Origin of the sequence: Flavobacterium sp. TAB 87 (assembly GCF_001529295.1) — a bacterium.
Lineage (GTDB): Bacteria > Bacteroidota > Bacteroidia > Flavobacteriales > Flavobacteriaceae > Flavobacterium.
In genome coordinates this window covers 299,317-324,265 of the sequence record NZ_LLWK01000038.1, presented here as the reverse complement: position 1 = coordinate 324,265, position 24,949 = coordinate 299,317, and the positions used below count along the sequence as shown (strand labels likewise).

General features: G+C 35.9%; 20 protein-coding genes. 13 read left to right on the top strand and 7 right to left on the bottom strand.

Annotation, left to right across the window (positions count from 1 at the left end):
- Positions 1–67 precede the first annotated feature (67 nt).
- From rsmA to proC, 3 genes are read left to right on the top strand one after another with little or no spacing between them, the layout of a single operon-like run.
- Complete coding sequence (gene rsmA, locus AP058_RS13520; protein WP_066313468.1) at positions 68–847, top strand: 16S rRNA (adenine(1518)-N(6)/adenine(1519)-N(6))-dimethyltransferase RsmA; 780 nt, start codon at positions 68–70, stop codon at positions 845–847.
- Positions 837–2,231 carry a magnesium transporter gene (gene mgtE / locus AP058_RS13515; RefSeq protein ID WP_066311941.1) on the top strand — a complete coding sequence of 465 codons (1,395 nt, stop codon included), beginning with the start codon at positions 837–839 and terminating at the stop codon, positions 2,229–2,231. Before rsmA ends, mgtE begins: the two co-directional genes overlap by 11 nt.
- Positions 2,232–2,242: 11 nt before the next feature.
- Positions 2,243–3,019 carry a pyrroline-5-carboxylate reductase gene (gene proC, locus AP058_RS13510; RefSeq protein ID WP_066311939.1) on the top strand — a complete coding sequence of 259 codons (777 nt, stop codon included), beginning with the start codon at positions 2,243–2,245 and terminating at the stop codon, positions 3,017–3,019.
- Between the two features lie 68 nt (positions 3,020–3,087).
- On the opposite strand, the gene nhaA is transcribed toward proC, so the two are convergent.
- On the bottom strand, positions 3,088–4,263 hold the full coding sequence (gene nhaA, locus AP058_RS13505; RefSeq protein WP_066311931.1) for a Na+/H+ antiporter NhaA: 1,176 nt from the start codon (positions 4,261–4,263) through the stop codon (positions 3,088–3,090).
- Positions 4,264–4,522: 259 nt separating this feature from the next.
- Between nhaA and AP058_RS13500 the strand changes: the two genes are divergently transcribed.
- The 3 genes from AP058_RS13500 to AP058_RS13490 all read left to right on the top strand — a co-directional run bounded on the left by AP058_RS13500 (position 4,523) and on the right by AP058_RS13490 (position 6,368).
- On the top strand, positions 4,523–5,467 hold the full coding sequence (locus AP058_RS13500) for a 2-hydroxyacid dehydrogenase (RefSeq protein WP_066311929.1): 945 nt from the start codon (positions 4,523–4,525) through the stop codon (positions 5,465–5,467).
- A gap of 91 nt (positions 5,468–5,558) precedes the next feature.
- Positions 5,559–5,837 carry a TM2 domain-containing protein gene (locus AP058_RS13495; RefSeq protein ID WP_066311927.1) on the top strand — a complete coding sequence of 93 codons (279 nt, stop codon included), beginning with the start codon at positions 5,559–5,561 and terminating at the stop codon, positions 5,835–5,837.
- Positions 5,838–6,002: 165 nt separating this feature from the next.
- Positions 6,003–6,368 carry a DUF805 domain-containing protein gene (locus AP058_RS13490; RefSeq protein ID WP_197413407.1) on the top strand — a complete coding sequence of 122 codons (366 nt, stop codon included), beginning with the start codon at positions 6,003–6,005 and terminating at the stop codon, positions 6,366–6,368.
- A gap of 83 nt (positions 6,369–6,451) precedes the next feature.
- Here AP058_RS13490 and AP058_RS13485 read toward each other — a convergent pair whose 3' ends face one another.
- Positions 6,452–8,254: a GNAT family N-acyltransferase gene (locus AP058_RS13485; RefSeq protein ID WP_066311925.1), complete on the bottom strand. Its 1,803-nt coding sequence runs from the start codon at positions 8,252–8,254 to the stop codon at positions 6,452–6,454.
- Positions 8,255–8,368: 114 nt separating this feature from the next.
- On the opposite strand from AP058_RS13485, the gene AP058_RS13480 reads away from it, so the two are divergent.
- The 3 genes from AP058_RS13480 to AP058_RS13470 all read left to right on the top strand — a co-directional run bounded on the left by AP058_RS13480 (position 8,369) and on the right by AP058_RS13470 (position 11,511).
- The gene (locus AP058_RS13480; RefSeq protein WP_066311923.1) at positions 8,369–9,133 is read left to right on the top strand and encodes an exodeoxyribonuclease III; all 765 of its coding nucleotides are present in this window, start codon (positions 8,369–8,371) and stop codon (positions 9,131–9,133) included.
- A 178-nt stretch (positions 9,134–9,311) separates the two neighbouring features.
- Positions 9,312–10,253, top strand: a complete 942-nt coding sequence (locus AP058_RS13475; protein ID WP_066311921.1) for an OmpA family protein — start codon at positions 9,312–9,314, stop codon at positions 10,251–10,253.
- A 220-nt stretch (positions 10,254–10,473) separates the two neighbouring features.
- On the top strand, positions 10,474–11,511 hold the full coding sequence (locus tag AP058_RS13470; protein WP_066311919.1) for an NADP(H)-dependent aldo-keto reductase: 1,038 nt from the start codon (positions 10,474–10,476) through the stop codon (positions 11,509–11,511).
- 64 nt (positions 11,512–11,575) lie between these two features.
- Here the strand turns inward: AP058_RS13470 and AP058_RS13465 are convergent, their stop codons facing one another.
- The 5 genes from AP058_RS13465 to panC all read right to left on the bottom strand — a co-directional run bounded on the left by AP058_RS13465 (position 11,576) and on the right by panC (position 17,466).
- Positions 11,576–13,540, bottom strand: a complete 1,965-nt coding sequence (locus AP058_RS13465; RefSeq protein WP_066311916.1) for a transglycosylase domain-containing protein — start codon at positions 13,538–13,540, stop codon at positions 11,576–11,578.
- Positions 13,541–13,556: 16 nt separating this feature from the next.
- Positions 13,557–14,918 (bottom strand): DNA repair protein RadA, encoded by a 1,362-nt coding sequence (gene radA / locus AP058_RS13460; RefSeq protein ID WP_066311909.1) that lies wholly within the window; start codon positions 14,916–14,918, stop codon positions 13,557–13,559.
- Positions 14,918–16,063, bottom strand: a complete 1,146-nt coding sequence (locus AP058_RS13455; RefSeq protein WP_066311902.1) for an alpha/beta hydrolase — start codon at positions 16,061–16,063, stop codon at positions 14,918–14,920. The genes radA and AP058_RS13455 overlap by 1 nt, the downstream gene beginning before the upstream one ends.
- A 189-nt stretch (positions 16,064–16,252) precedes the next feature.
- Positions 16,253–16,603 carry an aspartate 1-decarboxylase gene (gene panD, locus AP058_RS13450; RefSeq protein ID WP_066311900.1) on the bottom strand — a complete coding sequence of 117 codons (351 nt, stop codon included), beginning with the start codon at positions 16,601–16,603 and terminating at the stop codon, positions 16,253–16,255.
- Positions 16,604–16,617: 14 nt separating this feature from the next.
- Positions 16,618–17,466, bottom strand: coding sequence for a pantoate--beta-alanine ligase (gene panC, locus AP058_RS13445; protein WP_066311898.1), 849 nt, complete (start codon positions 17,464–17,466; stop codon positions 16,618–16,620).
- Between the two features lie 109 nt (positions 17,467–17,575).
- On the opposite strand from panC, the gene AP058_RS13440 reads away from it, so the two are divergent.
- From AP058_RS13440 to AP058_RS13425, 4 genes are all read left to right on the top strand, one after another.
- Positions 17,576–18,382, top strand: coding sequence for a glycogen/starch synthase (locus AP058_RS13440; RefSeq protein WP_066311896.1), 807 nt, complete (start codon positions 17,576–17,578; stop codon positions 18,380–18,382).
- Positions 18,383–18,403: 21 nt separating this feature from the next.
- Positions 18,404–19,966 carry a DUF4270 domain-containing protein gene (locus AP058_RS13435; protein ID WP_066311893.1) on the top strand — a complete coding sequence of 521 codons (1,563 nt, stop codon included), beginning with the start codon at positions 18,404–18,406 and terminating at the stop codon, positions 19,964–19,966.
- 8 nt (positions 19,967–19,974) lie between these two features.
- A complete protein-coding gene (gene glmS / locus AP058_RS13430) occupies positions 19,975–21,822 on the top strand; it encodes a glutamine--fructose-6-phosphate transaminase (isomerizing) (protein WP_066311884.1) in 1,848 nt (615 codons plus the stop codon).
- 307 nt (positions 21,823–22,129) lie between these two features.
- Positions 22,130–24,925 carry a carboxypeptidase-like regulatory domain-containing protein gene (locus AP058_RS13425; RefSeq protein WP_066311881.1) on the top strand — a complete coding sequence of 932 codons (2,796 nt, stop codon included), beginning with the start codon at positions 22,130–22,132 and terminating at the stop codon, positions 24,923–24,925.
- Positions 24,926–24,949: the final 24 nt, after the last annotated feature.

The window sequence follows — 24,949 nt, the reverse complement described above, 5'->3', positions numbered from 1 at the left end:
GTGAGAATTTAAATCAAACATAAAGCCAACAAATAAAAATGTGAGCAAAGAAGATAAAATCAGCACCATGGAAAAAGTAAAAGCCAAAAAACATTTAGGACAACATTTCTTAAAAGACGAAAGTATCGCCAAAGACATTGCCGATTCATTAAGCTTAAAAGGATACGATCAGGTTCTAGAAATTGGACCAGGAATGGGCGTGCTGACCAAATACTTACTCGAAAAACCGATAGATACCTATGTAATTGAGATCGATACTGAATCGGTTACGTATTTAGATGCCAATTATCCGAAATTAAAAGATAAAATCATCTCTAAAGATTTTTTGCGATACGACGTAAATGAAGTTTTTGAAGGAAAGCAATTTGCTATTATTGGCAACTTCCCTTATAATATTTCGACTCAAATTGTTTTTAGAACGTTAGAGTTGCGCAATCAGATTCCCGAGTTTTCAGGAATGTTTCAAAGAGAAGTAGCCCAACGCATCTGCGAAAAAAAGGGTTCTAAAGCCTACGGAATTTTGTCTGTTTTAGCGCAAGCATTTTACCACACCGAATACTTATTTACCGTAGATGAAAACGTTTTTAATCCTCCCCCCAAGGTAAAATCGGGCGTGATGATTATGAAGCGAAAAGACGATTACAGTTTGCCATGCGGAGAAAAATTGTTTTTTACAGTAGTAAAAACAGCTTTTCAACAGCGCAGAAAGACAATGCGTAACAGTTTAAAAACGTTGAATTTATCAGATGGATTGCGGGAAGACGTAATTTTTGATAAACGCCCTGAGCAATTGAGTGTGGAAGAATTTATTGAAATGACGCTAAAAATAGAAGCAGATGGAGTTTAAAGTAAGTAAGGCATTAGTATCACAATTAGAAAAACATATTGTAGCAAAGAACGACAGTGACCTTGCGGCAATGCTTAACGATATGCACCATGCGGATATCGCGGAAATTTTAGGAAAACTAGATTTTGAAGAGGCTACATATATTTTTAAGGTTTTAGATAGTGATCAAACCGCAGAAATTCTTTTAGAATTAGAAGAAGATTTGCGGGAAAACATATTAAGTCGTCTTTCTCCCAAAGAAATTGCGGAAGAACTAGACGAGCTAGACACGAATGATGCAGCGGATATTATCGGAGAATTATCTCAAGAGATAAAAGCCGAAGTTATCAATGAATTGATGGACGTCGAACACGCCAAAGACATTGTAGACCTACTGCGTTACGACGAGAATTCTGCAGGTGGTTTGATGGGAAAAGAGTTGGTAAAAGTCAATGAAAATTGGAATGTATTGACTTGCGTGAAGGAAATGCGGGTTCAAGCTGAAAATGTTTCGAGAGTGCACTCCATTTACGTGGTAGATGACGACAACAGATTGAAAGGAAGACTTTCGCTGAAAGATTTATTGACAACTTCTACAAGAACGCCTATTAGTGAGGTGTACATCAAAAAATTAAATTCCGTTAACGTAAATGCGGAAGATGTTGAGGTAGCTCGCATCATGCAGAAATACGATTTAGAAGCAATTCCGGTTGTTGATGAACTGGGCAGATTAGTGGGCCGAATTACGATTGACGACGTTTTAGATGTAATTGAACAGCGAGATACAGAGGATATTCAGAAGTTTGGTGGAACCGAAGGATTGGATTTATCCTACACTAAAACTTCGTTGCTGGAGTTGGTTAAAAAAAGAGCCGGTTGGTTGATCATATTGTTCTTTGGAGAAATGCTCACCGCCTCGGCGATGGGGCATTATGATGGTGAGATTTCAAAAGCAATCGTGTTAGCACTTTTTGTACCCTTGATTATTTCGAGTGGAGGAAATTCAGGATCACAAGCCGCGTCCTTAATTATTCGGGCCATGGCATTAAAAGAATTACAATTGGGCGACTGGTGGTACGTGATGAAAAAGGAGCTATTTTCAGGACTATTTTTAGGAGCTATTTTAGGAACGATTGGCTTCATTCGAATTTTCGTTTGGCAGGAGGCTGGTTTTTATGATTACGGCGAATACTGGATTTGGATCGCCTTGAGCGTCTCCTGTTCGCTGGTGATTATCGTTTTATGGGGAACGCTTGCTGGTTCGCTAGTACCTTTTGTACTGCGGGCACTCGGCATGGATCCCGCCACAGCATCGGCACCTTTTGTAGCTACTTTAGTAGATGTTACAGGTTTAATTATCTATTTCTCTATTTCCGGAATGTTTTTAATTGACAAACTATTATAAAAAACTAAACAATGAACGTACATATTATTGGAGGAGGAAACTTAGGAGTTTCTATTGCCATAGGAATTGCTAAATTTTCAAAAAACAATCAAGTGACCGTGACCCGACGAAATACGGCTAGTATTTTGCATTTGCAGGATTTAGGAATTACTGTTTCTTCTGATAATAAACACAATATTGAAGATGCTGACGTGGTAATTCTAACCATAAAACCCTATCAAGTAGATATCGTTTTGGCGGAGATTCTACCGTCAATAAAAAATAAAACGATTGCTTCGGCGGTCAGTGGTGTTTCTTTAGAAATGCTTCAGACGAAGACTAATAACGACTATCCAGTGGTGCGTATTATGCCAAATATTGCGGCACAATTTGGAGAATCTGCGACTTGTATTTCTTTTCCTGAAAAGGACAGAGAATTTGCACTTCCAATTGTAGATTTATTTCAAGATCTTGGAACGGCTCCTGTAATTGACGAAAAATTAATGGATGCAGCGACAGTTTTAGGTGCTTGCGGAACGGCTTACGCGTTGCGTTACATACGGGCATCCATGCAGGCGGGCATCGAAATTGGTTTTGATTCGGAAACTGCTTTGGCGATTGCTGCGCAAACGGTGAAAGGAGCGGCAAAAATGTTATTAGAAGAAAGAGTGCATCCCGAACAATTAATAGATCGAGTTACAACACCACAAGGTTGTACAATTGTTGGACTGAACGAAATGGAACACAATGGTTTTAGTTCGTCTTTAATTAAAGGAATAAAAACGTCTTTGAAACAGATTAAAGGCTAATCAAAATCAGCTATATAAAAAAAGGACTTTTAGCATTTGCTGAAAGTCCTTTTTTTTATAAAATAATTTTATGCGTTAGAATGGTGCTTGTGATCAATATGCTTTTTGTGTTTCTTTTTTAAAATTGAATTCAGGAATAAAAAACCAATTGTTCCAGAAGTCAGCGAAGCGATCAAAATAGCAATTTTAGAATACGTAATTACTTCGGGATCTGTAAAGGCAAGTATCGTTACAAAAATCGACATCGTAAAACCAATTCCACCCAACATTCCTGCCCCTAAAATATGTTTCCATTTTACATCGCTGGGTAACGCACAAATTCCTAAGATCACACTTAAAAAAGCAAATAATAAGATTCCGACAGGTTTTCCAACCACTAATCCTAAAATAATTCCCAGTGCATTGGGGTGACTTAAACCTTCGTGCCAATCGGTATTAATCGCGATGCACGTATTGGCCATGGCAAATAGTGGCAGAATAAGAAAGGCAACAGGTTTATGTAAAAAATGCTGTAATTTATAAGAAGTGGTTTTGCTACTTCCGCCAGAAAACGGAATCACAAAAGCGAGTAGCACTCCGGTGATGGTGGCATGAACTCCCGAACTTAACATAAAATACCACATAATGAAACCACCGACTAAATACGGAATTAAGTTTTGTATTTTCATTCGGTTCAAAATAAATAAAACGCCCATAATTCCCGCAGCAATTGCTAAGTTATCATAAGCGATTGATTTGGTGTAAAAAATAGCAATGACCAAAATGGCACCCAAATCATCAATAACGGCAAGCGCTGTTAAAAATATTTTCAGTGAAGTCGGTACTCTATTCCCCAATAAAGATAAAACGCCAATCGCAAAAGCAATATCAGTAGCCATTGGTATTCCTGCACCATTTTGCGTAGCGGTACCAAAATTTAATAGCAAAAACAATCCAGCAGGAACGACCATTCCGCCTAAAGCACCAAAAATTGGTAATGCTGCGTTTTTAATATTAGACAACTCACCTTTGTAAATTTCGCGCTCTAATTCCAACCCAATCAATAAAAAAAAGATGGTCATAAGTCCGTCATTGATCCAATCAGTAACGGTATGATGACCAATTTGCGTGTTCCAAAAAGCGACGTAATCTGCAGAAACCGCCGAATTGGCGAGAAAGAGAGAGAGTGCAGTGACGAGAATTAAAAGTATACCACCAGACTTTTCATTTTCAAAAAAGACTTTGAATGTTTTTGTTAATTTCATTTATAAAAGGATGTGTTTTGTAGATGTTTTCTATGCTAAAACCGCATAATTTGCAAAGTTAAAAAAAAGAGAGTTATAAATTATCGACTGTTTCTTTTTTGTGATTTTAATTTTTTAAAATAAGGTATGCTACACTCCTAAAGCAATACCGTGTTTTTTTTGATAGCTTTGTAAAAGGAGGCTGAAGGAATAAGAAGGGCAGGTTCTCTTACAAATACAATGAATCGTACTAACTGAAATAGGCAATAAAAAGGGCAGCATGAAAATAAAAATTTTACACATAGACAGTAACAATCCCGTGCTTTGGAACGGTTTGGAAGCAGCAGGTTTTGAAAACCATGCCGATTTCGCCTCAAGTAAAGCAGAAATCGAAGCAAAAATAAAAGACTATAATGGAATTGTTATTCGAAGTCGTTTTAAAATCGACAAGCAGTTTCTGGATCAAGCCACCAATTTGCAGTTTATAGCACGAGTTGGAGCAGGATTGGAAAGTATCGATTGTGACTATGCGACATCAAAAGACATTCAATTAATCGCTGCTCCCGAAGGCAATAGAAATGCAGTTGCCGAGCAGACCTTGGGAGTGATTTTATCACTTTTTAATAAATTAAATCAAGCCGATAACGAAGTTAAGTCGGGACTCTGGAACAGAGAAAGCAATCGCGGACATGAGTTAGATGGAAAAACGGTTGGTATAATTGGTTACGGAAATATGGGCAAAGCATTTGCTAAAAAACTATGTGGTTTTGAGGTAGAAGTTTTGTGTTATGATATATTGAAAGATGTAGGAGATGCGAATGCGAAGCAAGTTTCATTAGCCGAATTTCAACAAAAGGTGGATGTTTTAAGTTTGCATTTACCGTGGACGCCACAAACAAATAAAATGATTGATACTACTTTCATTAATTCATTTACTAAACCATTTTGGATCATCAACACCTCTCGTGGTAAAAACATTGTCACTGACGATTTAGTGAAAGCTATGAAATCTCAAAAAATTCTAGGTGCTGGTTTGGATGTTTTAGAATATGAGCAACTTTCTTTTGAAACCATGTTTGGAGACGGTGAAACTCCCGAAGCCTTAAAATATTTATTACAAGCAAAAAATTCGCTATTAACGCCACATATAGCCGGCTGGACATTTGAGAGCCACGAGCGTTTGGCACAAGTAATTGTGGATAAAATTAATAAATTGTACAATTAAAATTATAAATATTGATATTTCAGTAAAATATGGTTAATTATTCCATAAATTTTTTATTTTTGCTGTTTAACCCTAATCATTAAATTTTAAAATGGAAAACAATAAACCAGTAGAACAATGGAATGCGCAAGTAGCAAGACCAGAAAACAAAAAAGTGGTAGCAGGAATTTTAGCGATACTTTTAGGAGGATTTGGAGTGCATAAATTTATCTTGGGATATACTAAAGAAGGAATTATTCAAATAGTACTAACATTAGTAACATGCGGAATTGCTAGTATAATGGGATTAATTGAGGGTATCATTTATCTAACTAAATCAGACGAAGAGTTTTACCAAACGTACCAAGTGGGTAGGAAAGGTTGGTTCTAATAGTTATAAATAAATGCCGTCGCAATTGCTGCGGCATTTTTTATTTAAACTATAATGAGATTGTTTTTTACAAATTTTAAGTAAGTACTTATAAATTGCTGAAATTTTGCAATCTTGTCGCTTCAACAAGTAACTAACTAACTAACTAACTAACTAATTATAAATATGATTGAATGGTACAAAAAAGTAGTTTTTGATAACTACGCAAATTTTAATGGAAGAGCGAGAAGAACAGAATTCTGGATGTTCACGCTAGCAAACATTATTGTAAGTTTTATTTTGGGTTTTGTCCTTGGACTTATTTCACCTACACTTGGCATGGCAGCTAACCTTTACAGTTTAGCCGTTCTAATTCCTTCTATAGCAGTAGGCGTTAGAAGAATGCATGATGTAGGAAAGAGTGGTTGGTTTCTTTTGATTCCTATATATAGCCTAATATTAGCTTGCACGGAAGGAGAGAAGGGATCAAACCAATATGGTGCAGATCCAAAAAATGAATTTGATGAAATGAATCAAATCGGAGTAGAATAAATAGTACTATAGTTCTATTGTAAATAAACATAAAAAAATCCCGTTTCAATCGAAACGGGATTTTTTATGTTTATTAAAAAAGACTATTCTTCTTTGTCTGAAAGTTTACGTTCCAATTCCAATTGAAATTCTTCCATTACAGGCTTCATAGTACTTTCAGGAATATCAGCAATTCGAATATACATTAAACCATCGATCGCATTATTAAATAACGGATCTACGTTAAATGCAATTACGCGTGCGTTTTGTTTGATGTATTTTTTAATCAAAACAGGCAAACGCAAATTTCCTGGTTCTAGCTCATCAATAATTTTATCAAATTTATTTAGATCTGATTCTGCTTCGTCAAAAATGAAATCTTTATCGGCATCCTTCAGTTTAACTTTATAGGCTTTTTTCGGATGAATGTATTGGGCAATGTACGGATCGTAATAATTAGACTTCATAAACTCAATCATCAACGATTTCGAGAAGTCCGAGAACTGATTGCTGATACTTACTCCGCCAATTAAATACTTATGCTCTGGGTAACGCAATGTGGTATGAATAATTCCTTTCCACAACAAAAACAAGGGCATTGGCTTTTGTTGGTATTGTTTGATGATAAAAGCGCGACCCATTTCGATAGAATTTTGCATCATATCGTTCAGTTCTGGTTCGAATCTAAATAAATCATTCAAATAGAATCCTGCAATTCCGTATTTTGGATAAATCTCAGAACCCAGTCCCATGCGATAGGCACCGGCTATTTTCTTAGCATCTTCATCCCACAAAAACATATGGTGGTAATATTGGTCAAATTTATCAATATCAATAGATTCGTTTGTTCCTTCACCAACTTCTCTAAAAGTAATTTCTCTTAATCGACCAATTTCGTGCAAGATATTCGGAATCGCTTTTGCATCGGCAAAAAACACTTCGTAATTTTTACTTTGCAACAATCGACAATCATTATCTCGAAGCGTTTTAACTTCTGCTTCAATTTTATTTTGATCCGTTGCAGTAACTATTTGTTTTGGGCTTCTAGGAATTTTTAATGAGGGCGCATGCAAAAGTTTGTGTTCTTTTTCAAAAGGATTGGCCAACATATAAGTCTTGCGACGCAAAAATTCAGAATAATCATCAAAGTTTTCAATCTCGTTTTGTTCGGCAACCGAAATTGGTTTTCCAACACGAACCTTTATAATTCTATTTTTCTGAGTCAATACCTCCGAGGGCAACTTTGCCGTACGCAAGGTACCGTTCAATCGAGATAAAATATAAAACAAACGGCTGTTTTTTGCATGAAAATAAATAGGAACTACGGGAACATTTGCTTTGCGAATCAATTTTATTGCTCCTTCTTCCCAAGGTTTATCTACTACTAATTTTCCATCAGCATACGTTGACACTTCACCAGCAGGAAAAATACCCAAAGGCTTTCCATCTTTCAAATGGCGCAATGTTTCTTTAATTCCTATCAAACTCGATTTAGCATCCTTATGGTTTTCAAAAGGATTTACGGGCATGATGTATTTTTTCATTGGCTCAATACGATGCAATAAAAAATTGGCAATAATCTTAAAATTAGGTTCTCTTTCGAGCATTAACTTTAAAAGTAACAAACCGTCAACTCCACCCAAAGGATGGTTGGAAATCGTAATGTAAGCTCCGTCTTTTGGCAAACGTTTGAAGTCTTCTTCCGGAATCTCAAATTTTATTTTTAAATCATCTAAAACCGCACTAATAAAGGTCACATCTTCTAGATGTTTGTTACGGTCGTAAATTTTATTGAGTGTAGAAATTTTTAGCACCTTCATCAGCAACCAGCCAGAGAACGTGCCAAACACGCCATACTTACTAACATTTATTGCATCTGCAACTTCTTTCGCGGTAACTAAAGCCATGTATTATTGTTTTATTAAAGCAGTCAGCAAAGATAACAAAAAAGTGCAGTTTCTGTCGTTTCTCATCCAAACTTTCCGCATTTTTATTACATTTGAAACTCAAAAATAAACACAATGAAAATCATTTCGTATAACGTAAACGGTATTCGTGCCGCTATTGCAAAGGGATTTATCGACTGGTTGCAGCAAGCCAATCCCGATGTCATTTGTTTGCAAGAAATCAAAGCAACCGAAGATCAAATTCCAACTCAAGCTATAACCGATGCGGGATATCCGTATCAATACTATTATTCGGCTACCAAAAAAGGGTACAGTGGTGTGGCCATTTTATCTAAAACAAAACCCAATAATGTGGTTTATGGAACCGGAATTGAACACATGGACTTTGAAGGTCGTAACGTTAGAGCCGACTTCGATTCCTGTTCTGTAATGAGCTTGTACTTGCCTTCAGGCACCAACATTGCGCGTTTAGATCATAAATTCATGTTTATGGATGATTTTCAAAACTACATCAACGCATTAAAAACCACGATTCCTAATTTGGTTATCTGTGGTGATTACAACATTTGCCATCAAGCTATTGACATTCACGATCCCGTTCGCAATAAAAATACTTCTGGCTTTTTACCACAAGAACGCGCCTGGTTAGACGGTTTTATGAAGTCTGGTTTCATTGATAGTTTCCGTCATTTCAACAAAGAACCGCATCAGTATTCTTGGTGGAGTTACCGTGCTGGAGCCAGAGGCAACAACAAAGGTTGGCGCATAGATTACAATTTGGTAAGTCAAAGTCTCGAAGAAAAACTTACAAGAGCGGTAATACTTCCCGACGCCATGCATTCAGACCATTGCCCCGTTTTAGTCGAAATTGAAGATTAATGGTACTGTTCTTGTTGAACGAAGTGTACTTCTTTTTTAGGAGCTATTTCCTGCTGTCCACTGTATCTTTTGTCTCCAAAAAAATTGAGACAAAAGGATGCCGCTTCCATCAGGGCTAGAAATTCAGTATTTCAGAACCAATATTTTTATTCTATTAATATATACCATTTAAGAAACTATGATAAAAAAAGCATCCATCGGACTATTAATTGTGGCCTTAACCACTTCTTGTGTGTCCAAAAAAATATACACAGATTTAGAGTCCAAATATTCTGATCTCAAAAAAGAAAACCGAGAAATGGCCGATGCCAACGAAGCGTTAAAGCAAGAGAAAAATCTTTTAGACTTAGATAAAGAAGGGTTAGGTAAAGATCTAGACCAAACCAGAGCAGAACTAGAGAAACAAAAAGCAGAATATGCGGCATCTCAAGGAAAACTAAAAGAATTGCAAGACTCTTACGAAGCTTTAGAGAAAAACAGCAACGCAGCTTTGCAAACCAACATGGGCAAAAATCGCGATTTACTTGAGCAACTCGAAGCAAAAAGTAAAGCCTTGGCGGCAGAGCAACAACGTTTAGACAAAACAGCCAGTCGTTTGCAAGAATTAGAAGCGATGATTGCAGCAAAAGAAGCAGCAATGCGTACGTTAAAAGAAACCTTGTCGAAAGCATTAAATGGTTTTGAAGGAAAAGGATTGACAGTAGAGCAAAAGAATGGAAAAGTATATGTTTCAATGGAGAACAAATTGCTATTCAATTCGGGTAGTTGGGCCGTTGGAACCGAAGGTAGAAAAGCCATTGTAGAATTAGGAAAAGTATTAGGAGACAATCCAGAGCTTTCGGTTTTAATCGAAGGTCATACCGATAATGATCCGTACGCAGGATCTGGTCCAATTGCAAACAACTGGGATCTATCAACCAAAAGAGCGACTGCAATTGTTACTATTTTAGGTGAAAACACCAAAATTAATAAGCAGAAGCTAACTGCAGCTGGTCGTAGCGAATATTCACCTTTGGCAAGCAACGCTACTCCGGAAGGAAAAGCTAAAAACCGTAGAATCGAAATTATCTTAACACCAAGACTAGATGAAATTGCCGATATGTTGAAGGAGATAGATTAGAGAAAGTTATAAAGTTACAGAGGCTCAAAGGTTTTACTTTTGAGCCTTTTTTTATTCTTAATTTTTTAAATTGGGATTTTGTGATCTTTACTATTTAATTTTTTTTCTAAAAAACCTTTAACTTTTGATTAATGACTTTTCTTTTTCAACCTTTGTACCTTTGAACGGCTATAACTTCAAAGCACTTACAATATTTTTTTAAAAAAGTAAAGACAAAAGAATGAAATACACTACTCTACCTAATACCGATATAAAAGTTAGTAAAATTAATCTGGGCACCATGACTTTTGGTGAGCAAAATACTGAAGCCGAAGCTCATCAACAACTAGATTATGCAGTTGAGAATGGAGTTAATTTCATTGATACAGCCGAAATGTATTCGGTTCCAGCGCGAGAAGAAACATTTGGAAGCTCGGAAAGAATTATCGGAACATGGCTTAAAAAAACAGGAAACCGGGAAAAAATTGTATTGGGTTCAAAAATTGCAGGACCCAATCCAAATTTTGGCTACATGCGCGATACAAATGATTTTTCTGCGGCGAGCATTCAATATGCTTTAGAAAATAGTTTGCAGCGTTTGCAAACGGATTACCTCGATTTGTATCAATTGCATTGGCCGGAACGCAAAACCAATTACTTCGGACAACTCGGATTTAAAGAACAAGATGATTCTTGGGAAGACAATGTAAACGAAGTATTACTTGCTTTGGACCGATTTGTAAAAGAAGGAAAGATAAAACACATCGGACTTTCGAACGAAACACCTTGGGGAATTATGCGTTTTCTAGAAGAAAGCAAACAGTACAATTTACCAAGAATTAAAACCGTTCAAAATCCGTATTCTTTATTAAATAGGACGTATGAAGTTGGTAATGCAGAAGTAAGTTACCGAGAGAATGTTGGACTATTGGCTTATTCGCCGATGGGATTTGGTGTTTTGTCTGGTAAATATCTAAACGGAAGCAGTGCTCCTAATTCTAGAATAAACTTATTTCCACAATACTCAAGGTACAGTAGCGAGCAATGCATGAAAGCAACTCAAATGTATCAAGACATTGCAAAAAACAACGGATTGACTTTGGCGCAGATGGCTCTAGCTTATGTCAATCAAAAACCGTTTGTCACCAGCACCATTATTGGAGCGACCACACTTGAGCAACTTAAAGAAAATATTGATTCGATAAACGTAAGTCTTTCCGAAGAAATCCTTACAACAATTGATGGTGTTCATGCTGTGATCTCTAATCCTGCGCCCTAATTAATGTATTTTCGAACACCAGTAATAAAGAGCTTTGTTAAGCGTTTAACAAAGCTCTTTTTTATTAAAAATCAAATTCCTCAATCTCTTTGACCGAATCTGTAGCAATGGCTAAAGAATCAGGTGCTTTAATCCGTAAATAGGAGCGAGCATTACCCGAAACATAAATGGGTTGGTGGCCAATAGTATCTTCAGAAATTAATAGACCGCGACCAAACATAATTCTTTGTAAGAACTGTTCGTTTTTGATTGCAAAATCTCTTAAATGACCTTGATCGTTAAATTTATACATGAATTTTTTAGGACTCGGAATGATTGATCCCAAGAACAAACATTCGTTTAAATTGAGTTCTGCAGGACTTTTTTGAAAATAAAAACGACTGGCTTCTCCAATTCCGTATACATTTGGTCCCCATTCGATAATATTAAAATAGACTTCGAGCATTCTGGCTTTGCTGGCTACGCGGTTATTCTCAAGGATATAGACCAAAAGAATTTCTTCCAATTTCCGCGAAAGCGTTTTTTCTCTCGTTAAAAACACATTTTTCACCAATTGCATGCTAATCGTACTGGCGCCACGTGAGAATTTCTTAGTTCGAATGTTTTTTAGAATCGATTGTTTAAAAGCTTCGTTAATAAAACCGCGATGTGAGAAAAACGAAGGGTCTTCGCTAGTTAAGACACACTTTTGTAAGTAAGGTGAAATTTGGTCTAAAGGCGTGTAATTCGAATTTCCATTTCCAACTAAAATACCGCGTTGTGGTACATTATTAATAATAGCGCGATACGTAAAAGGACCATTCAATTTATTTAAATTCGCTTCGCCATACTGGGTGATTTTAAAATTTTCTTTATTCAGTTTACTATCAAATACCAACGTATTAGGTCGGTTCTTATTGAATAAGAAATCTAATGTATAATCAAAATTTCCCGTCGCTTGCATTCCTTCAAAATGGGTAAATAATCCTTCGGGTAAGGAATTGATGAAGTGCTGAGCTGGCATTTTAGGAATTGCCACTTTTAATATATAAATGGTATCTTTTTCGGTTTGATACGAAAGATAAGGATGTAATTGTATTTGATTCAATTGCATGGTTGAAGAACTGTCAATGCTAACGAAATTTTCGCCTAATAAAAAACGATAATCAAAACGTGCATGTTTGATCACAACATCTTTACTGGCAATTTTAGGATGATTTAATTTTAAATTGACAATAGATGAAAAGCCATCAATATTTAATTTACCGAGTGATTTTTCGATGTTGTCGATTTTCAATCGAATTGAATCGAAACTAGCAATTAAATTATAACGTTCGTCTAAATAAGGCACTTTGATGGCGCCTGAATCTAGATTAAAAAAACGAAGATCTGCTTTTTTGTTTCTCGGATCGGCGAAACCTTTTACGCTCCAACGTTGTGTAAAAGTAACAGTCTCTACTTTTAAATTCGTGTCCAATTCTTTATCAACTAAAACCAGCTGATTGATCTTTAAAGTTGCTTTTTTACCATTGTCATCCAATTTAAAAACCAAATTCTTGACTTCCATATCTGTCGGAACCAAATTGAGCACTTTCGAAATAATACGGTAGGCAAAATCAGCATAATCTCGCTTGGTATTGGTTTTAACTTCGGTAGAATCACGTTTCAAAAAAGAATCAAAATTTTTAACTTTTCCTTTTCGAGTCAACTGAATAAAACCATCGTTTATCAGCAGTGTTCCCAATTGAATATCGCCTACTAACAAAGGAAACAAGGCTACTTTTGTTTGTATCTTTTTAATGTTTAATAATGTGTCGGCATTTTTTGGAGCCAAGACAACTTCGGTGAGTTTAATGCCAGATAATCCTTCAAATTGAGCATCTTGTACCGAAAAAGCACATTGGTATTCGCGCTCCATTTTGGAGGTTATTTTGGACAAGGCTTTTTGCAATAAAGTTTCTCTAAAAAAATACATTCCACTCGATAAAATCAGCAAGACAAGAGCTGCGATTTTTAAAAACAAGAAAATTTTCTGCTGATTGCTTTTCATTTGATAAGGATCGTATTTATTCGAATAAGTAACGCGCTACATCTTCAATTTTAGCAACCAATTCAATTTTGATTCCAGTATTTTTTAAAGATATTTTATTGTACTTAGATACAAAAATCGTCGAAAACCCTAATTTCTCTGCTTCTTGTATGCGCTGATCAACACGATTTACGGGTCTAATTTCTCCCGACAATCCTACTTCCCCTGCAAAACAAAATCCTTTAGGAACTGCAATATCTTCATTAGATGATAAAATAGCTGCCACAACCGCTAAGTCTATCGCAGGATCGTCTACAGAAATTCCGCCAGTAACATTTAAGAAAACATCTTTTGCTCCCAAACGAAAACCAGCTCTTTTTTCTAAAACTGCCAAAATCATGTTGAGTCTTTTGGCGTTATAACCGGTGGTGCTTCGTTGAGGTGTTCCATAAACAGCCGTACTTACCAACGATTGAATTTCGATCATCAACGGTCGCATTCCCTCCAAAGTTGAGGCAATAGCTGTTCCAGACAGCTGTTCGTCTTTGTGTGAAATTAATATTTCAGAGGGATTGCTTACTTCGCGCAAACCACTTCCTAGCATTTCGTAAATACCGAGCTCCGCTGTCGAACCAAAACGATTTTTTAAAGAACGTAAAATACGATACACATGGTTTCGGTCGCCTTCAAACTGCAAAACCGTATCAACCATGTGTTCTAAAATTTTTGGCCCAGCAATGTTTCCATCTTTGGTAATATGACCAATTAAAATAACGGGAATATTAGTTTCCTTCGCAAATTTTATAAGTTCGGCAGTAGTTTCTCTAATTTGAGAAATACTTCCTGCGGTAGATTCAATATAATCGGTATGTAGTGTTTGAATGGAGTCAATAATTACTACTTCTGGTTGTATGGCTTCAATTTGCTTGAAGATGTTTTGTGTTTTTGTTTCGGTCAGAATGTAGCAATTCGCACTATTTGGAGTAATACGCTCGGCACGCATTTTTATTTGCTTCTGGCTTTCTTCTCCCGAAACATATAATGTTTTGTACGGCAGATGCAGCGAAATTTGCAGCAACAAGGTACTTTTTCCAATTCCTGGTTCTCCACCTAAAAGAGTTAAAGAACCTGGAACTAATCCGCCCCCTAATACTCGATTTAATTCGCCGTCTGTAGTATCCATTCGAATTTCTTGAGTCGAATCGATCTCATTGATGCGCAATGGCTTGGGCGCTTTAGAGGCTGCAGGTGCTTCATTTTTCCAAGCGACTTTTTCTTGCTTCTGAATAATTTCTTCCGCAATAGTGTTCCATTCTTTGCACGCATTGCACTGTCCTTGCCATTTGGAATATTGTGTGCCACAGTTTTGGCAAAAAAAAGAGGTTTTAACTTTTGACATTATTTTTTATCGCTTAAGATCTTCATTTCTTCCATTTTCTCGTACATTAAATCTTTGTCCAAATTGTCAATTGGATCGAGTTGAGATGCTACTTGATAGCGCTTTCCAGCTCTTTTATAATCACCTCTTTTTTCGTACATCACTCCCATTAAGTATTCGCCTAACATTGCTGTTGGATAATCGGTATTGGCAACAACGGCTAATGGTTCCAATTCGTCGTAAGCCTCTTTTTTCATAATTGCTGTTTCGACTGCTTTAAAATCATTCATTCGAACAGGCATCTTAATTCCTAACGAAGTGGCCATAAAGCTATACTTGCTAGTTAAATAATCAGCATATCCAGATTCTAAAGTCATTATTTTTGTATTGAATTCGGCCGAATTAATTGGTTTGTATGCTTCAAAAATTTGGTATAAGGCATTGGGAATAGAATATAAAACTAACGAATAATGAGTAGCATTTTTAAAATAATTATACTTATAATTAACCAATTTGTTAGATGTTAATTTAATATTTTGATCCAGTTTTTCAACGGGTTCTCTAATGTCTTTGATATCACCATCGGCACTGGACTGGTAGTAAAAAATAGGTGTTTTTATTTTAGTGAACTGTTCTGGAATTCTCATTTCCATTTTTGGAGCCAGTTCTGGACTCAAGGCTATGAAGCCATTAAAAAGAGGATTTTCTTTGTATAAATAGAAATTGATAAAACCAGCAGTGATATCGTGTCCCGCAATTATTCGGAAAGAAGAAGTTCGGTATTTTTGATCAATATATGACACAACTTCAGTTCCAATAAATTCAAAAAATTGTGCTCCTTTTTCAAAAGGAACGCCTTGAATCCCGTCTACCGTGCAATCGTCGTAGCGATTATTCCCTTGATATATTCCAACAATAATTACTTCGGGTAAATCATCCCAATATGCGCCATACGTTAGTGCTCCCTGAAAAGGATCTAATAAATAATCGCCATCTAAAAGGTATATAACAGGATACTTTCTGTCGGTATTTTTTTCGTAAGAAGGAGGTAAAACAACCGAGATGGTTCGTTTTTCTTTTAATTTAAGTGAATTGATTTCGAAAACTGTTTTTTGGGCAAAAGCAGAAAACGAAAAAAGGAGTACAAGTAGGTAGATTTTTTTCATAATGGGCAAGGTAACTTCAATTAAAAGGAATAAATAAGGCAGCAATATACCATTTTATTTAATTTTTTTAATATGAAATTATCGAAGCTAAAAAATGAAGTATAATCCAATCGAAGGAGGATTTATTGCCATAGAAAGATGCGCTGCAATCGCGATTACAAGCAAAAACTCAGTCCTTTTTCGGTAATGTTAGGTAAGTGAATTATTAGTTTCGTTTGGAAAAATAATCCAAGGTTTGAAGGTTTTGGCTTCTTCAAATTCCAAAGTTGCATACGCAATAATAATGATGATGTCGTCTTTTTGCACTTTTCGGGCAGCAGGGCCATTCAGCGTTATTTCGCCAGAATTGCGCTCGCCTTTAATGGCATAAGTTTCAAAACGTTCACCGTTGTTAACGTTTACAATGGCGACTTTTTCTCCTTCTATAATGTTAGACGCTTCTAAGAGAGTTTCGTCAATAGTAATGCTGCCGATATAATTTAAGTCGGCTCCAGTTACTTTTACACGATGTATTTTTGATTTTAAAACTTGAATTTGCATGGCACAAAAGTAAATTAATTTAATGAAATGGTATCAATCAAACGAATATTATTAACATAAACTGCAATAAATGCACGGTAATTCTTGCCTGCTTCTATGTTAGTTTGTGTTTGCAAAGTGGCTTCGTCTGCGATTACAAAATATTCTAAATCAAATGTTGGGTTTTTTTCAAAAACGCTTTTTACCCAATTATTAAGGCGTTCGATTGAGTCGGTGTTAAAACGTGCTTTCACTTCGCTCAACGTCTCAAAAATAACGGTTGCTTCATCGCGTTCTTGAGCAGTAAGCCTTTCATTTCTTGAGCTCATTGCCAACTGGTTTACTTCTCTAAAAATAGGACAACCGACAATTGTTACATTTAAATGGTTTTTATCGACAAGTTTTTTTACAATTTGCAGCTGTTGAAAATCTTTTTCTCCAAAGTAGGCGTTTGTTGGTTGAACAATTTCAAACAGGCGCTTAACAATAGTTCCCACACCGTCAAAATGGCCTGGTCTAAATTGTCCTTCCATTTGATTTTCTAATCCATCAAAGTCGAATGATTTTGATACGGTATTTCCTTCATATATATCTTCGACTGTCGGTGCATAAACGATAATTTTGGAGTTTAATGCCTCCATTTTATCCACATCTGCAGTCAAAGTTCTCGGATATTTCGCTAAATCTTCTGCATTATTGAATTGGGTAGGATTGACAAAAATACTCACAACAGTTGCTGTGTTTTCTGACAAGGATCGCTGCATGAGTGCCAAATGGCCTTGATGTAGCGCGCCCATAGTAGGAACGAAACCAATGGTGCAGTTTGGAGTACTAATACTTTTTAAATAGTCCATCAAAGCCACTTTACCGGTAAAAATTTGCATGCGGGTATTTTTTAAATTAAGTGCAAACTTAATATTTTACTTAATAACTGCATAAATTTTCGTAATTTTGCATCGTTTTTATTTCCAATGAATTAAGTAAATTACAATTATGAAAGATAAGAGGATATTATATGTATCATCTGAAGTGGTGCCTTATTTAGCAGAAAACGAGGTTTCTCTAATGTCTTACGATGTGCCCAAAATGATCAATGACCAAGGAGGACAAATTAGAATTTTCATGCCAAGATATGGAAATATTAACGAAAGAAGACATCAGTTACATGAAGTTATTCGTCTTTCGGGTATGAATTTAGTAGTTAATGATTTAGATATGCCTTTGATTATCAAGGTCGCTTCTATTCCTAAAGAGCGAATTCAGGTTTATTTTATTGATAATGACGAATACTTTAAACGCAAAGCAACTTTTGCCGATGAAGAAGGCGTGATGTATCCAGATAACGATGAACGTGCTATTTTCTTTGCAAAAGGAGTGGTTGAAACTGTTAAGAAATTAAACTGGGTTCCCGATATTATTCATGTTCACGGTTGGATGGCAGCAATGTTACCAATTTACATGAAGCATTATTACAAAAACGAAGCATTGTTCTCTGAGACAAAAATTGTGACGTCTGTTTACGGGCAATCATTTGATGAAACTTTGAATAGTGAAATGATAAATAAAGTGAAATTTGACGAAATTCCACAAGAAGCAATTGCCGATTTGGAAACGCCAAATTACGAAAACATCATGAAAGCCAGTATTTTACATTCAGATGCTGTTATAGTTGCTTCGCCTAACGTTTCTCCAAGTTTAACAAAATTTATAGAATCTTCAGGAAAACCTTTTTTACCTTTCGCCTCCAAAGATGGTTTCGCAGAAGCGTATACCGAATTTTACAAAAACGAGGTTCTTTAAATTTTAATTTTACTTTTACAGATGGTTGACAGTTCTTTTTTTAAGAAAATTTTACTAGTAGCGGCAGTTGTTTTTTTATATTCTTGCGATAAAGATTATAATGTTATTGGCGATGATTTAATTGGTGATAACAATTTTGATTTTTCCACTTACAACTCTGATGTTGCTGCGTTTAATCAAAAAATAACGGCTGTTCAGACTAACAACCAAGCAATAAATGGATTAGGTATCTATGATGATCCTGCTTTCGGATCTACAACTGCAAATTTTGTAACGCAGGTGTTCTTGGGTAGCTACGCGCCAACAATTGGAGACGCGCCAGTTGTCGAAAGTGTAGTGCTAACCATTCCGTATTCGAGCCATGTTACTAAGGTCAATCAAGATGGATCAAGCGAATATGCATTAGATTCTATCGCTGGACCTGCAGAGGGTAAATTGAAATTGAGCGTATACGAATCAGGTTACTATTTAAGAAATTTGGATCCTGAGTCTAGCTTTCAAAATCAAATATATTACAGCGATCAAAAAACGGACATCGTAGCTGCTTTAAAAAGCACTACTTTGTTAAATAACTCTGAGAATAAGAACGAAAACGAAGAGTTCTTTTTTAACAAAGCGCAAATTGTAACCAAAACTAAAGATCCAGATACAGAGAAGGAAACTACGAAGTACACTGCTCCTCAAATGGTCTTGAACTTAAATAAAGATTTCTTTCAAGAGAAAATCTTAAATGCGACTGCGTCAAATTTATCTTCTGCAGATGCTTTTACAAATTATTTTAGAGGTATTTATTTTGGTGTAGAGAAATCGGGAAGCAATGCTAGTAATTTAGCAATGTTGGATTTTACAAAAGGAAAGATTACCATAAAGTACAAGGCAAAAACTGCTTCGACTACAGATGAAGATACGGTAAAAGAAGATAAGTCCATAGAAATTAATTTTAGTCCGACTTTGCCTCAAAGAGCAAACACAATTAGTTTAATAGAAGAAACGAGCGCTACCGCAAATTATACTGCTGCCACCACTACTCCTAATAAAGTAGAAGGTGACGATAAGTTGTATTTAAAGGGCGGAGTAGGTGCAATGTCTGTGATCTCTTTGTTTAGTAAACCAGGAGAATTAGAAGAGATTCGCAGCAAAAGTTGGTTGATTAATGAAGCCAATCTGACCTTTCATATTGATGAGGATCAAATGAAAAATTCAAAAGAACCAAGCCGTATTTATTTGTATGATTTGAATAATAATCGTGAGATTGTTGATTTTTTCTCAGCAGAAATTTACGATGGTGGTATTGCTAAAGATGCAACCACCAAAAGAGGAACTACCTATAAAATTCGAATTACAGATCATATTAGAAATCTGGTAAAAAATGCCGATTCTACTAATGTCAAATTAGGATTGGTGGTTAGTCAAAGCGCTAGTGTTTTGGGGTTCGCTAAACTTAGAACTCCAAATGAAGTAAGTAATCAAGTACCAAGAACTTCGGTATCTAATCCTCTTGGAACTGTTTTGTACGGAGGTACTGCAGCCGTTCCAGTAGAAAAAAGATTAAAACTTCAGATTTTCTATACGAAACCAAATTAAATAAATATATGTGTGGAATCGTTGGGTACATAGGCCATCGAGACGCTTATCCCATTGTAATAAAGGGATTAAAGCGGCTTGAGTACAGGGGCTATGATAGTGCTGGAGTCATGTTATATGACGACAATGCTATTAAGCTTTGTAAAACAAAAGGAAAAGTTTCTGATCTAGAAGCAAAATCCGAATCAGAATTGAATACAAGTGGAAAAATTGGTATTGGGCACACCCGCTGGGCGACGCACGGAGTACCAAATGATGTAAATTCGCATCCTCACTTATCCAATTCTGGAGAATTAGCTATAATTCATAACGGAATTATAGAAAACTACTCGCCTCTTAAAGAAGAATTAAAAAAAAGAGGATACACTTTTAAATCGGATACCGATACAGAGGTTTTAGTAAATCTAATCGAAGAAATTCAAAAAACAGAAAATCTAAAATTAGGTAAAGCAGTTCAAGTAGCCTTAAATCAGGTGGTCGGTGCATATGCAATTGCAGTATTTGACATCAAAAATCCAAATGAACTTGTGGCAGCTCGATTAGGCAGTCCATTGGCTATTGGAGTAGGCGAAGGTGAGTATTTTATTGCTTCTGATGCATCTCCTTTTATCGAGTATACTTCAAATGCAGTGTATCTGGAAGATGGTGAAATGGCAAATATTCGTTTGCACAAACCAATCAAAATTAGAAAAATCAAAGATGATTCGTTGGTAAACCCTAATATTCAAGAACTTCAAATGAATTTGGAGCAAATTGAAAAAGGGGGTTACGATCATTTTATGATGAAAGAAATCTACGAGCAACCAAGTGTAATTAAGGACACCTATCGTGGTCGTTTAAATGCCAACAAAGGTATTATACAGATGGCTGGTGTTGAAGACAATTTGGAAAAGTTTTTAAACGCAGAGCGTATCATTATTGTGGCTTGCGGAACATCTTGGCATGCTGGACTAGTTGCAGAGTATATTATTGAGGAGTTTGCTAGAATACCTGTGGAGGTAGAATACGCTTCAGAATTTAGATACCGCAATCCAATCATTAATAGTAATGATGTTGTAATCGCTATTTCTCAATCAGGAGAAACTGCGGATACTATGGCGGCGATTAAGCTAGCTAAGGAAAAAGGAGCATTTGTTTTTGGAGTATGTAACGTAGTTGGTTCTTCTATTTCTAGAGAAACTCACGCTGGAGCATATACGCACGCTGGTCCTGAAATTGGAGTAGCTTCAACAAAAGCATTTACAACTCAAATTACTGTATTGACCATGTTGGCGCTTCGTTTAGGTAAAGCGAAAGGAACTATGTCAAGTACAGATTATCACCGTTACTTGCAAGAATTAGAAATTATCCCTGAAAAAGTACAAGAAGCATTGTTAAGCAATGAAGTTGCTAAACAAATTGCCGAAACTTTTAAGGATGCACCAAATTGTTTGTATTTAGGTAGAGGATACAATTTTCCAGTTGCTTTGGAAGGAGCATTGAAGTTGAAAGAGATTTCATATATTCACGCCGAGGGTTATCCAGCAGCAGAGATGAAACACGGGCCAATCGCCTTAATTGATGCTCAAATGCCGGTAATTATCATCGCTCCTAAACAAGGACATTATGATAAAATTGTAAGTAACATTCAAGAAATTAAATCACGTAGTGGTCGCATCATTGCAATAGTTACCAAAGGAGATACACAAGTTAGAGATTTAGCAGATTTTGTAATCGAAATCCCTGAAACTTCGGATGCGTTATCACCGTTGATTACTACAATTCCGTTGCAATTATTATCGTACCATATAGCTGTGCTACGTGGATGCAATGTAGATCAACCACGAAACTTAGCCAAATCGGTTACAGTTGAGTAACGAATAAAAATAACTTATATAGTACTGAGAGAGAGAGCGCAATTTATTATTGCGCTCTTTTTTTTTTGCCGTTTTTTTAAAAATTATGATTTTTGCGAAATAATCAGTTTATTCTGTAAATTGTTATGTATGCATATAATTTCAGAACAACTCAGTCAAATTCATTAACATTTATTTAATAAAATTAAATATTGATTACATGATGTTTAGTATTAATTATTATACAATAACAATAATTTTTTTGCTTTTATTGCGAATATCAAAATTATTTGTATTTTGGTACTATTAACCAACTAAACCATTCTAAATGAAAATTAAACTACTTCTATTAACATTCTTTGTCTGTAGCTTGTCCTTCGCACAAACTACAGTATCGGGTACGGTTACCGATGTTAGCAAGCAATCTATTCCGGGAGCAAATATTAATGTTGAAGGAAGCTCAAATGGTGCTTCAGCAGACTTCGATGGGTCTTTCATTTTGGAAACAAATGCAAAACCACCTTTTACAATTAAAGTTTCAGCCGTAGGTTTTCAAACTAAAACGTATAATATTACTTCTAACAATCAAAAATTTAATGTTGTTTTGGTAGAAGAGCAAAACTTATTAAATGAAATTGTTGTTTCTGCTTCTAGAACTCCAGAGCGAATTGTTGAATCGCCGGTTACTGTAGAAAGAATGGGAATGAAAGAAATTAAAAGCACCACAGCTCCCACGTTTTATGATGGTTTGGAAAACTTAAAAGAAGTGCATTTTAATACGAGTAGTATTTCGTTTAAATCTATAAACACTAGAGGTTTTGCATCTGTTGCTAATACTCGATTTATGCAGTTGGTTGATGGTATGGATAACTCTTCGCCAGCATTAAATTTTGTTCTAGGAAACTTAATTGGTGTGTCTGATCTTGATGTAGCTAATGTGGAGTTGTTGCCAGGTGCTTCTTCTGCGTTGTACGGAGCAAATGCATTCAACGGAATATTATTTATGAATAGCAAAAATCCTTTTACTAGTGAAGGTGTTAGTGCCTATGCGAAATATGGTCAAACAACCCAAGTAGCTGCAGGGTCTAATAATTATGTAGATGTTGGAGTTAGGGTGGCTAAAGCAGTAACTAACTATTTTGCACTAAAAGGAAATTTAACGTACGTAAGTGCGACCGAATGGATTGCAGATGACAAACGAAGTATGACAATTGGCGGAAACAGTCACGCGACTAATCAAAATTATGATGGATTAAATATTTATGGCGACGAAATTTCGACTTTTATTCCGAATGTCGGTCAAGTGAGTCGTACCGGATACCAAGAACGCGACTTAAATGACAACAAAGTAAAAAACATTAAAGCCGATATTTCTTTGCATTTTAGACCTTGGGGAGATGATGGAGCCGAAATTATCTTTCAAGAAAAATTAGGTTTGGGTACAACGATTTATCAAGGAGCCAACCGCTACTCGCTAAATAATTTTCGCATGTCTCAAACCAAGTTGGAGGTTCAAGGAAAGAATTTTTTCGCACGTGTGTATAACACTTCAGAAGATGCTGGAGATTCTTACGACATGCGTTTTGCGGGTTGGAATGTAAACAGAGCTGCAAAGTCAGATACAGAATGGTTTACTAATTATGCAACTGCTTACCAATTATCAGGAGCCGTAATGGGAACAAATGCAAATGAATCAGCTGCGATTGGAAGAACGTTTGCAGATTATAATACATTACCAGCTGCAATTTCTTTCATCCCAGCACCAGCTGGTTCGGCCAGATTTGAGCCAGGTTCCGCAGCGTTTAATACTGCTTTGCAGAATGTAGTGGATAATCCAGATTTAACACAAGGCGCTAAGTTTATTGATCATTCAAAATTGTATCATGCAGATGTGAATTATAACTTTAAAGATCTTATAAAATTTGCTGAAATTCAAGTAGGAGGTTCTTGGAGACAGTACGTAATGAACTCAGAAGGAACTATTTTTACTGATTATGATGGTGAGTTGAAGTATAAAGAATATGGAGCGTACGCTCAATTGCAAAAGAAATGGTTAGAAGATCGTTTGAAATTTACGGGTTCTATTCGTTACGATAAAAGTCAAAACTTTGATGGCAATGTTTCGCCAAGAGTATCCTTTGTTTATTCTGCAGGTAATGCAAAACAGCATAATTTTAGAGTGTCGTATCAAACGGGATTTAGAAATCCAACTACGCAAGATCAGTACATTGGTTTAGATTTAGGTCCTTTTGCTCTTATTGGTTCAGCACCCGAAAATTTAGATCGCTTTGTAGAAACAAAAAATGTGAGTGCAGCGAGCCAAGCTTTAGGAGCACCTGCTACCGTAACTTTGTCTGGTCAAGACGCATATAAAAATGCGTACACATTAGCTTCGGTAACTGCTTTTGGAGCGACTTCTAACCCAAATGTTTTAGAGGTAGCCAATATTGGTTTAGTGAAGCCAGAAGAGGTACAGGCTTTTGAGGTAGGATATCGCTCGGTAGTAAATAATGATTTATCTATTGATATCAATGCTTATTACAATATGTATACTAATTTCATGAATACCTCTCGTGTAATCTCTCCGTACTATGGAAAGGTTGGAACAGATAGCGCTGATCCTAATGTGCAACAAACGTATGCTGCTTTAAAGTTTGGTGATCGTAGAGTGTATCAAGTGTACACCAATACTTCAGCAGAAATTAATTCTTTTGGATATGGAATCGGATTGTCAAAAAAAATATATAAAGATTTTGAATTAGGAGCTAATTATAATTATGCAGAATTTGAGTTCGACCAAACGCAAGATCCAAGTTTTGTTGCAGGATTTAACACTCCTAAACATAGAATCAAAGCATCGTTAGGAAATAGTAAAGTAACTGATGATCTAGGTTTTAATGTCAGTGTACGTTGGAACTCTGAATATTTATGGGAATCTTCTTTTGGAGATGGTATCATTCCAGAAAACACAGTTTTAGACGTGCAGGTTAATTATGCTTTCACAAAATTAAAATCAGTTTTAAAAGTTGGGGCAACTAATTTGTTCGGAGAAGATTATCTTCAAGTGGTTGGAGCAGGACTAATCGGTCAACAATGGTTTGCCGCTTGGACACTTGAACTTTAAAAAACACAATCAAACGGTTTTCTT

Excerpts from the sequence above, each read along its gene's own strand:
- AP058_RS13480 (WP_066311923.1), top strand. The coding sequence starts at position 8,369 with ATGAAAATCATTTCGTATAACGTAAACGGTATTCGTGCCGCTATTGCA.
- proC (WP_066311939.1), top strand. The coding sequence starts at position 2,243 with ATGAACGTACATATTATTGGAGGAGGAAACTTAGGAGTTTCTATTGCC.
- panD (WP_066311900.1), bottom strand. The coding sequence starts at position 16,603 with ATGCAAATTCAAGTTTTAAAATCAAAAATACATCGTGTAAAAGTAACT.
- radA (WP_066311909.1), bottom strand. The coding sequence starts at position 14,918 with ATGTCAAAAGTTAAAACCTCTTTTTTTTGCCAAAACTGTGGCACACAA.
- mgtE (WP_066311941.1), top strand. The coding sequence starts at position 837 with ATGGAGTTTAAAGTAAGTAAGGCATTAGTATCACAATTAGAAAAACAT.
- glmS (WP_066311884.1), top strand. The coding sequence starts at position 19,975 with ATGTGTGGAATCGTTGGGTACATAGGCCATCGAGACGCTTATCCCATT.
- AP058_RS13475 (WP_066311921.1), top strand. The coding sequence starts at position 9,312 with ATGATAAAAAAAGCATCCATCGGACTATTAATTGTGGCCTTAACCACT.
- AP058_RS13425 (WP_066311881.1), top strand. The coding sequence starts at position 22,130 with ATGAAAATTAAACTACTTCTATTAACATTCTTTGTCTGTAGCTTGTCC.
- AP058_RS13500 (WP_066311929.1), top strand. The coding sequence starts at position 4,523 with ATGAAAATAAAAATTTTACACATAGACAGTAACAATCCCGTGCTTTGG.
- rsmA (WP_066313468.1), top strand. The coding sequence starts at position 68 with ATGGAAAAAGTAAAAGCCAAAAAACATTTAGGACAACATTTCTTAAAA.
- AP058_RS13465 (WP_066311916.1), bottom strand. The coding sequence starts at position 13,540 with ATGAAAAGCAATCAGCAGAAAATTTTCTTGTTTTTAAAAATCGCAGCT.
- AP058_RS13470 (WP_066311919.1), top strand. The coding sequence starts at position 10,474 with ATGAAATACACTACTCTACCTAATACCGATATAAAAGTTAGTAAAATT.
- AP058_RS13490 (WP_197413407.1), top strand. The coding sequence starts at position 6,003 with ATGATTGAATGGTACAAAAAAGTAGTTTTTGATAACTACGCAAATTTT.
- AP058_RS13455 (WP_066311902.1), bottom strand. The coding sequence starts at position 16,063 with ATGAAAAAAATCTACCTACTTGTACTCCTTTTTTCGTTTTCTGCTTTT.
- AP058_RS13440 (WP_066311896.1), top strand. The coding sequence starts at position 17,576 with ATGAAAGATAAGAGGATATTATATGTATCATCTGAAGTGGTGCCTTAT.
- nhaA (WP_066311931.1), bottom strand. The coding sequence starts at position 4,263 with ATGAAATTAACAAAAACATTCAAAGTCTTTTTTGAAAATGAAAAGTCT.
- AP058_RS13485 (WP_066311925.1), bottom strand. The coding sequence starts at position 8,254 with ATGGCTTTAGTTACCGCGAAAGAAGTTGCAGATGCAATAAATGTTAGT.
- panC (WP_066311898.1), bottom strand. The coding sequence starts at position 17,466 with ATGCAAATTTTTACCGGTAAAGTGGCTTTGATGGACTATTTAAAAAGT.
- AP058_RS13495 (WP_066311927.1), top strand. The coding sequence starts at position 5,559 with ATGGAAAACAATAAACCAGTAGAACAATGGAATGCGCAAGTAGCAAGA.
- AP058_RS13435 (WP_066311893.1), top strand. The coding sequence starts at position 18,404 with ATGGTTGACAGTTCTTTTTTTAAGAAAATTTTACTAGTAGCGGCAGTT.